At 73.7% G+C, this 13,966-nt stretch carries 12 protein-coding genes; 3 read left to right on the top strand and 9 right to left on the bottom strand.

The window, feature by feature from the left end:
- Positions 1-419: 419 nt before the first annotated feature.
- Genes pyrF through pyrR form a run of 6 tightly spaced genes read right to left on the bottom strand, consistent with a single transcriptional unit; the run spans position 420 to position 8,550 of the window.
- Positions 420-1,280 carry an orotidine-5'-phosphate decarboxylase gene (gene pyrF / locus ABEA81_RS24415; protein ID WP_345607640.1) on the bottom strand — a complete coding sequence of 287 codons (861 nt, stop codon included), beginning with the start codon at positions 1,278-1,280 and terminating at the stop codon, positions 420-422.
- On the bottom strand, positions 1,277-4,576 hold the full coding sequence (gene carB, locus ABEA81_RS24410; RefSeq protein ID WP_345607639.1) for a carbamoyl-phosphate synthase large subunit: 3,300 nt from the start codon (positions 4,574-4,576) through the stop codon (positions 1,277-1,279). The genes pyrF and carB overlap by 4 nt, the downstream gene beginning before the upstream one ends.
- Positions 4,576-5,703, bottom strand: a complete 1,128-nt coding sequence (carA, locus tag ABEA81_RS24405) for a glutamine-hydrolyzing carbamoyl-phosphate synthase small subunit (protein WP_345607638.1) — start codon at positions 5,701-5,703, stop codon at positions 4,576-4,578. Before carA ends, carB begins: the two co-directional genes overlap by 1 nt.
- Positions 5,700-7,022, bottom strand: coding sequence for a dihydroorotase (locus ABEA81_RS24400; RefSeq protein ID WP_345607637.1), 1,323 nt, complete (start codon positions 7,020-7,022; stop codon positions 5,700-5,702). Before ABEA81_RS24400 ends, carA begins: the two co-directional genes overlap by 4 nt.
- On the bottom strand, positions 7,019-7,963 hold the full coding sequence (locus tag ABEA81_RS24395; RefSeq protein ID WP_345607636.1) for an aspartate carbamoyltransferase catalytic subunit: 945 nt from the start codon (positions 7,961-7,963) through the stop codon (positions 7,019-7,021). The genes ABEA81_RS24400 and ABEA81_RS24395 overlap by 4 nt, the downstream gene beginning before the upstream one ends.
- Positions 7,960-8,550, bottom strand: a complete 591-nt coding sequence (pyrR, locus tag ABEA81_RS24390; RefSeq protein WP_345607635.1) for a bifunctional pyr operon transcriptional regulator/uracil phosphoribosyltransferase PyrR — start codon at positions 8,548-8,550, stop codon at positions 7,960-7,962. Before pyrR ends, ABEA81_RS24395 begins: the two co-directional genes overlap by 4 nt.
- A 476-nt stretch (positions 8,551-9,026) precedes the next feature.
- Here pyrR and bldD point away from each other — a divergent pair, with 476 nt between their 5' ends.
- Positions 9,027-9,509, top strand: a complete 483-nt coding sequence (gene bldD, locus ABEA81_RS24385; protein WP_324245992.1) for a transcriptional regulator BldD — start codon at positions 9,027-9,029, stop codon at positions 9,507-9,509.
- A 151-nt stretch (positions 9,510-9,660) separates the two neighbouring features.
- Here bldD and ABEA81_RS24380 read toward each other — a convergent pair whose 3' ends face one another.
- A complete protein-coding gene (locus ABEA81_RS24380) occupies positions 9,661-10,701 on the bottom strand; it encodes an alcohol dehydrogenase catalytic domain-containing protein (RefSeq protein ID WP_345607633.1) in 1,041 nt (346 codons plus the stop codon).
- Positions 10,702-10,895: 194 nt separating this feature from the next.
- On the opposite strand from ABEA81_RS24380, the gene ABEA81_RS24375 reads away from it, so the two are divergent.
- Together ABEA81_RS24375 and ABEA81_RS24370 are read left to right on the top strand one after the other, a co-directional pair.
- Complete coding sequence (locus ABEA81_RS24375) at positions 10,896-11,885, top strand: helix-turn-helix domain-containing protein (protein WP_345607632.1); 990 nt, start codon at positions 10,896-10,898, stop codon at positions 11,883-11,885.
- A gap of 39 nt (positions 11,886-11,924) precedes the next feature.
- Positions 11,925-12,929, top strand: a complete 1,005-nt coding sequence (locus tag ABEA81_RS24370) for a prenyltransferase (RefSeq protein ID WP_345607631.1) — start codon at positions 11,925-11,927, stop codon at positions 12,927-12,929.
- Between the two features lie 7 nt (positions 12,930-12,936).
- Here the strand turns inward: ABEA81_RS24370 and nusB are convergent, their stop codons facing one another.
- Entirely contained in the window at positions 12,937-13,371 is a 435-nt protein-coding gene (gene nusB, locus ABEA81_RS24365) for a transcription antitermination factor NusB (RefSeq protein ID WP_345607629.1), read from the bottom strand.
- Positions 13,371-13,934 (bottom strand): elongation factor P, encoded by a 564-nt coding sequence (efp, locus tag ABEA81_RS24360; RefSeq protein WP_345607628.1) that lies wholly within the window; start codon positions 13,932-13,934, stop codon positions 13,371-13,373. The genes nusB and efp overlap by 1 nt, the downstream gene beginning before the upstream one ends.
- Between the last annotated feature and the right edge of the window lie 32 nt (positions 13,935-13,966).

The following is a 13,966-nucleotide window of genomic DNA, read 5'->3' as shown; positions in this document are numbered from 1 at the left end:
CCGGCTCGCCGCCGCGCTCGGCCTGCACACCGGCTCCCGGGTGCTCGACATCGGCTGCGGCACGCGACGCAGCCACGATCGGGCAAGCGCTGCACTGGATGGACGTGCCCGCGTTGTTCCGCACGCTGCGCCGGCTCGTGCGCCCCGGTGGTGGCGTCGCCGTCGTCACCAACGGGAACCGCAGTGGGCTGCTGGACACGCCGTGGTCGCGAGCCCTGAAGGCGCACCTGGAGGCGTGGCTCGGGAAGCCGCTCACGGCGCGCTGCGGCACCGGCGGGGAGGCGCAGCGCGCGACCGGGAGGGCCTCCTGGTGGGCCGCAGCGCCGCCCTCGCCGTCACTCAGTAGCACCGCGCACACCCCCTGGGTACCGCACACACCGCGGGCGTGGTGTGCGGCCCCGATCCGGTGTGTGCGGTGGCTAGGCCAGGGCGGCCAGCTCGTCGCGGAGCGACTCCGCCGCCGCCCGCAGCGCGGTGACCGTAGGGCCGGCCGCGAGCACGGAGCGGGAGGCCGCGGGCAGGACGATGCCCCGCACGCCCTCGAAGATCGCGGCGACGTCCGCGGGACCCGCACCCTGGGCACCCAGCCCGGGGGCGAGCACCGGACCGTTCAGGGCGGACAGGTCGAGCCCGTGCTCGCGGGTGGCGCCGATCACCACGCCGACGTCGCCGAGGGGCGTCGCGCCCGCGTTGCGCGCCGCCGCCCCGTCCACCATCGCCTGGGCCGTGCACCGGCGGTGGTCGACGGGCCCGAACTCCGCCAGCTGCACCTCGGCACCCTCCGGATTGGACGTCCGGGCCAGCACGAACGCCCCCCGCCCCGCGTCGGCCGCCGTGTCGAGGGCCGGGGCGAGCGACCCGAAGCCCAGGTACGGCGACAGCGTCACGGCATCGGCCCCGAGCGGCGCGCCGACGCCGAGGTACGCGTCGGCGTAGCCGTCCATGGTGGAGCCGATGTCGCCGCGCTTGACGTCCAGGAGCGTGAGCGTGGGCGAGCCGGCGAACGCCGCGAGGAGGTCCTCCAGCACCGCGATGCCGCGCGCGCCGTGCCGCTCGAAGAACGCCGACTGCGGCTTCACCACGGCCACGTGCCCGGCGAACGCGGCCGCGCACGCCTCGGCGAACCGGGCGAGCCCGGCCGCGTCGTCGGTGAGACCCCACGAGGCGAGCAGGGCCGGGTGCGGGTCGATCCCCGCGCACAGCGGCCCGCGCTCGCCGACCGCGGCGGCCAGCCGGGCCCCGAACGCGCTGCTGCCACGCCCTGCTCCAGAGGGCGTCACGACCGCGCCTTCAGCAGGCTCGCGTGGGCGTCCTGCAGCGAGCGGACGCCGATCCGGCCCGCCTTCATGGCCTCGATGCCCTGGACCGCGGCACCCGCGCCCTGCACCGTGGTGATGCACGGGACGCCCCGGGCGACGGCCGCGGAGCGGATCTCGTAGCCGTCCACCCGGGGCCCGGAGTTGCCGTACGGGGTGTTGATGATCAGGTCGACGTCGCCGGCCAGGATCCGGTCGACGATCGTCTCCCCACCCTCTGTGCTGCCGTCACTGTGCTTGCGCACCACCGTCGCGGCCACCCCGTGGCGGCGCAGCACGTCGGCGGTGCCCTCGGTCGCGAGCACCTCGAACCCGAGGTCGGCCAGGCGCAGCACCGGGAACACCATGGCCCGCTTGTCCCGGTCGGCCATCGAGACGAAGACGCGGCCGGAGGTGGGCAGCGACCCGTACGCGCCGGCCTGCGACTTGGCGAACGCCGCCCCGAACGAGGCGTCGAAGCCCATCACCTCGCCGGTGGACTTCATCTCCGGGCCGAGCAGGGGGTCGACGCCGTGGCCCTCGACGGTGCGGAACCGGTGGAACGGCAGCACCGCCTCCTTGACCGCGATCGGGGCGTCGGGCGGCAGCTCGCCGCCGTCGCCGTGGCCCGGGAGCAGCCCCTCGGCGCGCAGCTCGGCGATCGTGGCGCCGAGCATGATCCGCGCCGCCGCCTTGGCCAGCGGCACGGCCGTCGCCTTGGAGACGAAGGGGACGGTCCGCGACGCCCGCGGGTTGGCCTCCAGCACGTACAGCGTCTCGCCGTGCAGCGCGTACTGGACGTTGAGCAGGCCGCGCACCCCGACGCCGTGCGCGATGGCCTCGGTCGAGCGGCGGACCTGCTCCAGCACCGAACGGCCCAGCGTGATCGGCGGCAGCGCGCACGACGAGTCGCCGGAGTGGACTCCTGCCTCCTCGATGTGCTCCATCACGCCACCGATGAAGACCTCGCTGCCGTCGCACAGCGCGTCGACGTCGATCTCGATGGCGTCGTCGAGGAACCGGTCGACCAGCACCGGCCGGTCCTCGCTGATCGTGGTGGCGCGCGAGATGTAGCCGGCGAGCGTCTCGTCGTCGTACACGATCTCCATGCCGCGCCCGCCGAGCACGTAGGAGGGCCGCACGAGCACCGGGTAGCCGATCCGCGCTGCGATGGCGCGGGCCTCGTCGAACGAGGTGGCCATGCCGAACGCGGGCGCGGGCAGCCCCGCCTTGCGCAGCACCTCGCCGAACGCGCCGCGGTCCTCGGCGAGGTCGATCGCGGCCGCGGACGTGCCGACGACCGGAACGCCCGCCGCGGTGAGCCGCTGCGCGAGCCCGAGCGGGGTCTGCCCGCCCAGCTGCACGATGACGCCTGCGACGGTGCCGGACACCTGCTCGGCGTGCACGACCTCGAGGACGTCCTCGAAGGTGAGCGGCTCGAAGTACAGGCGGTCGGCCGTGTCGTAGTCGGTGGAGACGGTCTCCGGGTTGCAGTTGACCATCACGGTCTCGAACCCGGCCTCGCGCAGCGCCATCACCGCGTGCACGCACGAGTAGTCGAACTCGATGCCCTGCCCGATGCGGTTCGGCCCCGAACCGAGGATCAGGACCTTCGGCTTCTCGGTCTGCGGCGCGATCTCGGACTCGGCAGCGGGGTCGGTCTCGTAGGCGCTGTAGTGGTACGGCGTCCGGGCGGCGAACTCGGCCGCGCAGGTGTCCACGGTCTTGTAGACCGGGCGGATGCCGAGCCGGTGCCGCAGCGAGCGCACGCCGTCCTCGCCCGCGAACTCGGGCCGCAGCACCGCGATCTGGCGGTCCGAGAGCCCGGCCCGCTTCGCCCGCCGCAGCAGCGGTGCGTCGAGCACCGCCGCGTCCTCGATCTCCTGCCGCAGCTCGGTGAGCCCCAGGATCTGGTCGAGGAACCACGGGTCGATACCCGACTCCGCGGCAACGTCGGCCACGCTGCGGCCCATCCGCAGCGCCTGCTCGACGGCGTAGATGCGCCCCTCGCGGCTCGCGGCCACGTCCGGGTCGCCGTCCGGGTCGAGGGCGGTCCAGAACCCGACGCGCGAGGTCTCCATCGACCGCAGTGCCTTGCCGAGGGCCTCCTGGAACGACCGGCCGAGCGCCATCGCCTCACCGACGCTCTTCATCGTGGTGGTGAGCTCGGGGTCGGCGCCGGGGAACTTCTCGAACGCGAACCGCGGGATCTTCACGACCACGTAGTCGAGCGTGGGCTCGAACGCGGCCGGGGTCTCGCCGGTGATGTCGTTGCGGATCTCGTCGAGCGTGTAACCGATCGCCAGCCGCGCGGCGATCTTCGCGATCGGGAAGCCGGTGGCCTTGGAGGCGAGCGCCGACGACCGCGAGACGCGCGGGTTCATCTCGATGACGACGAGCCGTCCCGTGCCCGGGTGCACCGCGAACTGGATGTTGCAACCGCCGGTGTCGACCCCCACCGCGCGCAGCACCGCGATGCCGACGTCCCGCATGCGCTGGTACTCGCGGTCGGTCAGCGTCATCGCCGGGGCCACGGTGATCGAGTCACCGGTGTGCACGCCCATCGGGTCGAGGTTCTCGATCGAGCAGACGACGACCACGTTGTCGTGCTTGTCGCGCATCAGCTCGAGCTCGTACTCCTTCCACCCGAGCACGGACTCCTCGATCAGCACCTCGGTGACCGGGGACGCGGCGAGCCCGGTGCTCGCCAGCCGCTCCAGGTCCTCCGGGGTGTGCGCCATGCCGGAGCCGAGGCCGCCCATCGTGAACGAGGGCCGGATCACCACGGGAAGGCCCAGGTCGGCGGCCGCGGCCCGTACCTCGTCCATCGAGTGGCAGACGGCGCTGCGCGGCACGTCGCCGCCGACCGACTGCACGATCTCCTTGAACTTGAGCCGGTCCTCGCCGCGCTGGATGGCGTCGATGTCGGCGCCGATCAGCTCCACGCCGTAGCGCTCCAGCACGCCGCTCTCGTGCAGGGCGACCGCGGCGTTCAGCGCCGTCTGCCCGCCCAGCGTCGGCAGGATCGCGTCCGGCCGCTCGGCGGCGATCACCTGCTCCAGGAACTCGGGCGTGACCGGCTCGACGTAGGTGGCGTCGGCGAACTCGGGGTCGGTCATGATCGTGGCCGGGTTCGAGTTCACCAGCGAGACCCGCAGGCCCTCGGCCCGCAGCACGCGGCAGGCCTGCGTGCCGGAGTAGTCGAACTCGGCGGCCTGGCCGATGACGATCGGGCCGGAGCCGATCACCATCACGTGCCGGATGTCATCGCGCCTCGGCATCAGCCCTTGCTCCCGTCCATGAGCTCGACGAACCGGTCGAACAGGTCCGCCGCGTCGTGCGGGCCCGCTGCCGCCTCGGGGTGGTACTGCACGCTGAACGCCGGCACGTCGATCGCCCGCAGGCCTTCGACGCACCCGTCGTTCGGGCAGGTGTGGCTGATCTCGGCGGCGCCGAACGGGGTGTCGAACCGCTCCCCCGCCTCGCCCTCGACGGCGAACCCGTGGTTCTGCGAGGTGATCGAGACGCGGCCGGTGGCGTGCTCGATCACGGGGATGTTGATGCCGCGGTGGCCGTAGCGCAGCTTGTACGTGCCGCGCCCGAGCGCACGGGCGAGGATCTGGTTGCCGAAGCAGATCCCGAACGTCGGGATCCGGCGCTCCAGCACCTGGCGGGTCAGCGCGACGGGCGCGTCGGCCGTGGCCGGGTCGCCGGGACCGTTGGCCACGAAGAACCCGTCCGGTGCCAGCTCGTCGATCTGCTCCATCGGCGTGCCCGCCGGCAGCACGTGCACCTCGATGCCGCGGGCCGCCATCATGCGCGGCGTGTTGAACTTGATCCCGACGTCCAGCGCCGCCACCCGGAACCGGCGCTCGCCGTCGGCGGGCACGACGTAGGGCTCGCGCGTGGTGACCGCGCCGTAGAGGTCGGCGCCCTCCATCTGCGGGCTTCCGAGCACCCGTGCCACGAGCTCGTCGTCGGGCCCGAGCGCGTCGCCGGAGAAGACCCCGGCGCGCATTGCGCCGCGCTCGCGCAGGTGGCGCACCAGTGCCCGGGTGTCGATCCCGGAGATCCCGACGATCCCCTGCTCCCGCAGCGCGTCCTCCAGGGAGCGGCGGGAGCGCCAGTTCGACGGCGTGCGCGCGGGGTCGCGCACCGCGTACCCGGCCACCTGGATGCCGCGCGACTCGTCGTCCTCGTCGTTCCAGCCGGTGTTGCCGATCTGCGGCGCGGTCTGCACCACGATCTGGCGGTGGTAGGACGGGTCGGTGAGCGTCTCCTGGTAGCCGGTCATCCCCGTGGTGAACACGGCCTCGCCGAGGCCCTCGCCGCGGGCGCCGTACGCCTCGCCGCGGAAGATCCGCCCGTCCTCGAGCACGAGCAGTGCCGTCTCCAGCAGCGCCGTCATGCTTGCGCCTTCCCTTCGGCTACCGATCCGTTCCGCGAGGTCACCCGACCCCGAAGCACCGTGGCAGCCACCGTCGCCGGCAGCCGCATCCCCTCGAAGGGGGTGTTGGACGCCCTGCTGGCCAGGGCCGCGCCCCGCACCGTCCAGGCGCCGTCCGGGTCGACCAGCGCGAACGTGGCGGGCTCGCCCACCGCGACCGGCCGGCCCTGGTCGGGCAGCCCCGCGATCTCCGCCGGCCGCTCCGAGAGCACGCGGGCGACCCCGCGCCAGTCCAGCAGGCCGGGCTCGACCATGGTGTGCACCACCACTGACAGCGCGGTCTCCAGGCCCAGCATTCCGGGACGTGCCGCGGCCCACTCCGTGTCCTTGTACTGCGCGGCGTGCGGCGCGTGGTCCGTGCCGACGACGTCGATCACGCCCTCGGCCAGCGCCGCCCGCATCGCCTTCGTGTCCTCGCCGGTGCGCAGCGGCGGGTTGACCTTGTTGACCGGGTCGTAGCCCGTGAGCGCCGCGTCCGTGAGCAGCAGGTGGTGCGGGGTGACCTCGGCCGACACCCGCACGCCCTGCGCCTTCGCCGCGCGCAGCACCTCGATCGTGCGCAGCGACGAGACGTGGCAGACGTGCAGCGCCGCGCCCGCCTCGCGCGCCAGCGCGCAGTCGCGGGCCACGATCGTCTCCTCCGCGGTGGCGGGCCATCCGGTGAGCCCGAGCTGCGAGGCCACCACGCCCTCGTGCGCCTGGGCGCCGGTGGTGAGCCGGTGGTCCTCGGCGTGCTGCGCGATCACGACGTCCAGGGCCGACGCGTATTCGAGGGCCCGCCGCATGATCACCGGGTCATGCACGCAGCGGCCGTCGTCGGAGAACATCCGCACCCGGGCGCGTGAGCGCGCCATCGTGCCGAGCTCGGCCATCTTGGCACCCTCGAGCCCGACCGTGACCGCGCCGACCGGGTGGACGTCGACCAGCCCGACCTCCTCGCCGCGGCGGCGCACGTGCTCCACGACCACCGCGGTGTCGGCCACCGGGTCGGTGTTGGGCATCGCGAAGACGGCCGTGTACCCGCCGCGGGCGGCCGCGCGGGAGCCGGTCTCGATCGTCTCGGACTCCTCGCCGCCCGGCTCGCGCAGGTGGGTGTGCAGGTCGACGAAGCCCGGAAGCAGCACGGCGCCCTCGGCGTCGAGCACCTCGACGTCCGCCGGCCGGTCCAGGCCCGCGCCGATGTCGGTCACCACGCCGTCGCGCACGAGCAGGTCGACCGCGTCCTCGCCGTACGGCCGCGCGTTCGTGATCAGCAGGTCGGTCCCGCTGCGGTCGGTCATTCGGGAGCTCCCGCGAGGAGGTGGTAGAGGACGGCCATCCGGACGTGCACGCCGTTGGAGACCTGCGCGAGGATCGCGGACGACGGGCTGTCGGCCACCGCGGGCGCGATCTCCATGCCCCGCACCATCGGGCCGGGGTGCATCACCACCGCGTGCCCGGGCAGCAGCCGCGCGCGCTCGTCGGACAGGCCGTAGCCGATCGCGTACTCGCGCGCCGACGGGAAGAACGCCCCGTGCATCCGCTCGGCCTGCACGCGCAGCATCATCACCGCGTCCAGCGCGGGCAGCTCGGCGTCCAGGTCGGGGCTCACGCGGCAGGGCCACTGCTCGATGCCCACCGGCAGCAAGGTCGGCGGTGCCACCACCACCACCTCGGCGCCGAGCGTGGCCAGCAGGAAGACGTTGGAGCGCGCCACGCGGCTGTGCAGCACGTCGCCGACGATCCCGATCCGGCGCCCGGCGACCCCGCCGAGCCGGTCGCGCAGCGTGGCCGCGTCCAGGAGGGCCTGGGTGGGGTGCTCGTGCGTGCCGTCGCCGGCGTTGACGATCGAGGTGTGCGTGCCGGTCTTCTCGGCGTCCCGGTCGATCCAGCCCGCCAGCCGGTGCGCGGCCCCGGACGCCGGGTGGCGCACCACCACGCAGTCGGCGCCGACGGCCGACAGGGTGAGCGCCGTGTCGCGCAGCGACTCGCCCTTCCCCACCGACGAGCCCGACGCGCTGACGTTGATGGTGTCGGCGCTCATCCACTTGCCCGCGGCCTCGAACGACACCCGGGTGCGGGTGGAGTTCTCGTAGAACATCGTGATCACGGTGCGGCCGCGCAGCGTGGGCAGCTTGCGCACCTCGCGGCCCAGGAGCGCCTGCTTGAGCCGGTCGGCCGTGTCGAGCAGGCCGGTGGCGGCCGCGGCGTCCAGGTCGGTGACCGAGAGCAGGTGCTTCACGACCCCGCCCTCCGCAGCCGGACGCCGTCCACCCCGTCGGTCTCCGCCAGCAGCACGAGCACCTGCTCGTCCCGCGCGGTGGGTACGTTCTTGCCGACGTAGTCGGCGCGGATCGGCAGCTCGCGGTGCCCGCGGTCGACGAGCACTGCCAGCTGCACCGCACGCGGCCGCCCGTGGTCGGAGAGCGCGTCGAGCGCGGCGCGCACGGTGCGGCCCGACATCAGCACGTCGTCGACGAGCACGACGAGCGCGTCGTCGAGCCCGCCCTCGGGGACCGCCGTGTCCTCGAGGGCGCGGGCCGGCCTGCGGCGCAGGTCGTCGCGGTACAGGGTGGGGTCGACGGAACCGACCCGCACGTCGGTGTCCTCGAACTCGCTGATCGCCGCCGCGAGTCGGCGGGCGAGGACGGCCCCGCGGGTGGGGATGCCGATCAGCACGACGTCGGCCATGCCGCCGTCGCCCGTCGCGGTCTTCTCGATGATCTGGTGCGCGATGCGCGCGATGGTGCGGGCGACGTCGGCGGCTCCGAGCAGCTCCCGGGTGGGAGCGCCCTCGCCTGCCGGGCCCCCGCGGCGGTGCTCCGCCACAGAGATTCTCCTTCCCCGCCTCACGGGACGGGCCTTAAAGGAACCGGTCGCCCGGACGCTACCAGCGCGCTGCCCGCCGGCCCGTGTTCGCGCGCCGTGACATCGCGGATGTCACAGGCCGTACGCTCCCGCGCCACCCACACATACCCCACCCGTCACGGCGTGATGGTGCGACTGAGACCATCACCCCGGCCATGCCTGCGTCGTGGGCGACGTAACGCCTGGCGGGGGACGCTCGATCAGCCGTTCGAGTGGTCTCGGTCCACTGTGGTACCGGGAGGGGGGACGACAACTTGACCGATTGTCGGGGCGCGCGCATGATTACTCTCCGTATCTAGACATTGCTCCCTGGGTGGCCGCGGTAGCGGGGGGTCCACCCGGGGCGCGAGGACCGGCGCCGAGGGCGCCGGGACCGCAGCACCACCGGAACAGCTCGGTCCCGCGGCCGGGCGAGCAGCAAGTGAGGAGGTCGCCAGATGGGCGACTACGCCAAGGCGCTCGGCGGGAAGCTCCGCGCCATCCGGCAGCAGCAGGGGTTGTCGCTGCACGGCGTCGAGCAGAAGTCCGGCGGTCGCTGGAAGGCCGTCGTGGTGGGCTCCTACGAGCGCGGCGACCGCGCCGTCACCGTGCAGAAGCTGGCCGAGCTGGCAGACTTCTACGGCGTTCCCGTCGCCGAACTGCTCCCCGAGGGCCGCGTCCCGTCCGGATCGGAGCCCGCCACCAAGATCGTGATCAACCTCGAGCGGCTCCAGCAGCTCCCCGCCGACAAGGTGGGCCCGCTCGCCCGCTACGCGGCGGCGATCCAGAGCCAGCGCGGGGACTACAACGGCAAGGTGCTGTCGATCCGCTCCGAGGACCTGCGGTCGCTGTCGATCATCTACGACATGACGCCCGGCGAGCTCACCGACCAGCTGATCGACTGGGGCGTGCTGCCGCCCGAGGCCCGTCCCAGCGCCTGATCACGAGGCGCCTGATCACGAGGCGCCTGATCTCGACGCCTGATACGCCTGATCTCGACGCCTGATCTCGGGCGCCTGCCCCCGGCAGCGCCTCGTGCACCGGGCGGCGCACCCGCCGTCGACGGGTGGCGCCGCGCCGCGGGGTCGCCGTTCACGCGGCGTCCACCCGGATCACGAGTTTCATCACGTCGCCGGGGCGGCGCAGCGCGTTCTCCACGGCCGCCGGGGCCTCCGGCAGCGGTACCTGGTGCGTCACGAGCCGCTCGACCTGCGCCCGGTGCCGCCCGACCAGCTGCACGGCCTCGGCGAAGTCGGCGCGGGTGCACACGGTCGAGCCGAGCAGGTCGAGCTCCTTGCGCGTGAACGCGTTGACCGGCAGCGCCACCTCGTCGTGCGAGATGCCGACGACGACCACGCGTCCGGCGGGCGACACCATCGTCACCGCGTCGGCGATCGCGGACGGCTGCCCGGTGCAGTCGACGACCACCGCGGGTCCCTCGTCGCCCGCCCAGTCGCGCGCCGCCGCCACGACGTCCGCCTCGTCGGCGCGGAGCACGTCCGCCCCCGCCGCCGCGGCCGGTGCCAGCCGGTCCGCCACCACGTCGGTGATCAGTACCCGGGCGCCGCGATCGAGCGCGCCGATCGTGACCGCCTGGCCGATCGGCCCGGCACCGAGCACGACCACCGGGTCGCCGCCGGCGACGGCGCCCCGCACCAGCGCCCGCACCGCGATCGACATCGGCTCGCAGAACGCCCCGAGGACCGGCGGCAGGTCACCGACGTCGAAGACCTGCCCGGCCGCCACCGTGACGCGCTCGGCGAGCGCGCCGTCGACGTGCACCCCGACCAGCCGGAAGTACGGGCACGCGTTCGGCCGCCCGATCCGGCACGCCCGGCACCGCCCGCACGACGAGAGCGGGTGCACGGCCACCCGCTGACCCACCGCGAGCCCCGGTGGGCCACCGGGGCCCAGCGCCTCGACGACCCCGGCGAACTCGTGGCCCTGCACCCGCGGGTACTGCGAGCCGAACGCGGGCGGCGTCGCCAGCTCCCCGGTGAAGAAGTGCAGGTCGGACCCGCAGATCCCGACCGCCTCCGGCCGCACCAGCACCTGGCCGGGCCCGGGCTCCCCGGGGTCGGCCACCTCGCCGACCTCCATGGTCCCGGCCCCACTCGTCACCACTGCCCGCATACCGCCGCACGCTAGTGAGAACGCCGGGGGGAGGCGGACGGCCGCCGGGACCTGTGCGCGGGGGCGCGGGAACGGTGCGCGCAGGCGCGGTTCCCGGTGATCCTTCCACGAGGCGGCACCGCGCCTTGACACCGCGCGGACGCGGCAACTGTGATTGGCCCGGGGTCAGGCGACCGCGAGGAGGCGGATCGACGATGGCCGTCCTCGTCGACACGCGCGGCGTCCCGCCCGGCGAACGGTTCGCGTGCTGGCACGAGGCCGCATCGAAGATCTTCTTCCCGCTGGAGATATCACTGCGGACATCACTGGGCACCGAGCGGGAACGGCCGAAGCCCTTCTTCGGGCGGGTGCTCGGGCACCGGCTCGGCCCGATCCAGGCGTTCCGGGTGACCGGCGACCCGAACACCTGCACCCGCACGCCGCGCGGGATCCGGGCGGGCGACCCGGAGGAGCTGCAGCTGCACCTCGTCCGCCGGGGTAACTGCCGGGTCAGCCAGCAGGACCGGGCGAGCGCGCTCGTGCCCGGCGACCTGGCCGTCCAGGACACCTCCCGGCCCTACACCATCGACGTCGTCGACGGTACGGGCGACGAGCCGTTCGAGCTGATCGTCCTCAACTTCCCGAAGTACCTCCTCGGCCCGCACGGCGACCGCATCACGGCCCGCTCGGCCGTGCGCGTCGCGGGCGACTCCGGCCTCGCGGCACCCGTCGGGTCGTTCCTCACCGGGCTGCTCGACGGGCTCGACGAGGGGTCCGTCGCCGAGACCGACGGGCTGACCGACAGCATGGTCGGCCTGCTCCGCTCGCTCTTCGGCACCGGCCGGGCGGCCGCGCCGGGCGATCCGGCCGCGCTCCTGCTGCGCCGCATCCACGCCTACATCGAGCGGCACCTGGCCGAACCGGGCCTCGGCCCGGAGCAGATCGCCCGTGCGCACTTCATCTCCGTGCGCTACCTGCACAAGCTCTTCCAGCGCCAGGGCGCATCGGTCTCCAAGCTCGTGCAGCGGCGCAGGCTGGAACGCTGCCGGCGCGACCTGGCCGACCCGGCGCTCGCCGGGCACACCATCGAGTCCATCTGCCGGGCGTGGGGCATGCCGAACCCCGACCACTTCGGCCGCGTGTTCCGGGCCGCGTACGGCTGTCCGCCCCGGCAGTGGCGCGCACGCGCGATGGGAACGCGCTGACCGCCGCTCCCCTGCGGTGGTCCGCCGTACGATCCCGCTGTGCATGAGGCCGGCAGGCTGCGTTCCTGGGCGTACGCGCTGCGCACCACCAACCCGCCCCCGGGCAGCGTCGAGGCCGGCCGGGTGGGCGTGGTCACCCGCTGGATCGTGGTGAGCCGCGCGGCCGTGCTGCCGATGACCCTGGTCTCGGGGCTGGTGGCCGCACTGCTGGCCGTCGGCGAGCCGGGGCTGGACGGGCGGTGGCTCACGCTCGCCGTGGCCGGGATCGTGCTCGCGCACATCGCGAACAACCTCATGAACGACCTGTACGACACGCAGGCCGGCAGCGACACGGCGAGCTACCCCCGCGCCCTCTACGCGCCGCACCCGGTGCTCTCCGGGCTGGTGTCGCGGCGGGCGCTCGTCGTCGCGATCGTGCTGGTCAACCTCGCCGACCTGGCGATCCTCGCGGTGCTGGCGCTCGCGCGCGGCGGGCTGGTGGTGGCGTTCGCCGTGGCCGGGTTCGTGCTGAGCGTCGCCTACACCGCGCCCCCGCTGCGGCTGAAGAAGCGCGGGCTCGGCGAAGCGGACGTGCTCGTGGTGTGGGGCCCGCTGATGGTCGGCGGCACCTTCTACGCGGCCACCGGCACGATCACCTGGGCGGTGCTGCTCGCGTCGCTGCCCTACGGCCTGCTCTGCACCACTGTGCTGATGGGCAAGCACACCGACAAGATCCCCTTCGACGCGCCGCTCGGGATCAGGACGCTGCCGGTGCTCCTCGGCGAGCGCCGCGCCCGGGCCGGGACGCTCGCGCTGATGGCCGGCTTCTACGTGCTGGTGGGCCTGTGCGTTCTGGTGGGTGCGATGCCGTGGCCCGCGCTCCTCGTGCTGCTCGCGCTGCCGCGGCTGTGGCAGGTGTGGCCGCGGTTCCGCCGCCCGCCCCCGGACGAGCCGCCGCCGGGCTTCCCGGTGTGGCCGCTCTGGTACGCGGCACTGGCCTGGGTGCACGTCCGGACGGCCGGCGCGCTCCTGGTGATCGGCCTCGCGGTGGGTGCGGCGTGGTAGGAGCCGGCTAGCGGGTGGCGCGCAGGTGCTCGGCGATGTCGGCGATGCGGCCGAGCACCCCGTTGAGGAAGCGCGGGCTGTCGTCGGTGGAGAGGGCGCGCGCCAGCTCGACCGCCTCGGTGATCGCCACCGGGTCGTCGATCTCGTCGACCCACAGCAGCTCGAACACGCCGATCCGCAGCAGGGTGCGGTCGACCGCGGGCATGCGCGCCACCGTCCAGCCCTCGGCGTGCTCGGCGAGGAGCTGGTCGATGCGCTCGCGGTGGGCCACGACGCCCTCGACGAGCATCGCGGCGTAGTCCGACACCGGCGGGGCGTCGTCGGTCTCGCGCCGGTGCGCCAGGACGGCCAGCGGGTCGTCGCCCCTGGCCTCGGACTCGAAGAGGATGTCGAGGGCCCGTTTGCGCGCCCTCGTGCGGGCCCGCTGCAGCCGCTCGGGCATCAGCCGGATACGCGGCCGAGGTAACGCCCGTCGCGGGTGTCCACCTTGACCTTCTCGCCGGTGGTGACGAAGAGCGGCACCTGGATCTCGGCGCCGGTCTCCAGTGTGGCCGGCTTGGTGCCGCCGGTGGACCGGTCGCCCTGCAGGCCCGGGTCAGTGTGGGAGATCACCAGCTCCACCGACGTGGGCAGCTCGACGTAGAGCGCGGTGCCCTCGTGGAAGGCCACCATCGCGGTCTGGTTCTCGAGCATGAAGTTGGCGGCGTCACCGACCGTGCCCTCCGGCACCGGGATCTGGTCGTACGTGTCGCCGTCCATGAAGACGAAGTCGGCGCCGTCCCGGTACAGGAAGGTCATGTCGCGGCGGTCGACGGTGGCGGTGTCGACCTTGGTGCCGGCGTTGAAGGTCTTGTCGACCACCTTGCCGGTGAGCACGTTCTTCAGCGTGGTGCGCACGAAGGCGCCGCCCTTGCCGGGCTTCACGTGCTGGAACGCCGTGACCGACCACAGCTGGCCGTCCAGGTTCAGCACCAGACCGTTCTTGAGGTCGTTCGTCGTGGCCACGTGCGCCTGACTCCTTGCGTCGTTGACGGGCG

The organism is Pseudonocardia adelaidensis (assembly GCF_039543345.1).
In the GTDB taxonomy this organism is placed as follows: domain Bacteria; phylum Actinomycetota; class Actinomycetes; order Mycobacteriales; family Pseudonocardiaceae; genus Pseudonocardia; species Pseudonocardia adelaidensis.
The sequence above is the reverse complement of the archived record's forward strand: the minus strand, read 5'-3'. Positions and strand labels throughout refer to the sequence as shown.

Bases quoted from the DNA above. Each gene is read 5' to 3' on its own strand.
- ABEA81_RS24375 (WP_345607632.1), top strand. From the start codon at position 10,896: ATGGCCGTCCTCGTCGACACGCGCGGCGTCCCGCCCGGCGAACGGTTC.
- ABEA81_RS24400 (WP_345607637.1), bottom strand. From the start codon at position 7,022: ATGACCGACCGCAGCGGGACCGACCTGCTGATCACGAACGCGCGGCCG.
- ABEA81_RS24380 (WP_345607633.1), bottom strand. From the start codon at position 10,701: ATGCGGGCAGTGGTGACGAGTGGGGCCGGGACCATGGAGGTCGGCGAG.
- carA (WP_345607638.1), bottom strand. From the start codon at position 5,703: ATGACGGCGCTGCTGGAGACGGCACTGCTCGTGCTCGAGGACGGGCGG.
- bldD (WP_324245992.1), top strand. From the start codon at position 9,027: ATGGGCGACTACGCCAAGGCGCTCGGCGGGAAGCTCCGCGCCATCCGG.
- carB (WP_345607639.1), bottom strand. From the start codon at position 4,576: ATGCCGAGGCGCGATGACATCCGGCACGTGATGGTGATCGGCTCCGGC.
- nusB (WP_345607629.1), bottom strand. From the start codon at position 13,371: ATGCCCGAGCGGCTGCAGCGGGCCCGCACGAGGGCGCGCAAACGGGCC.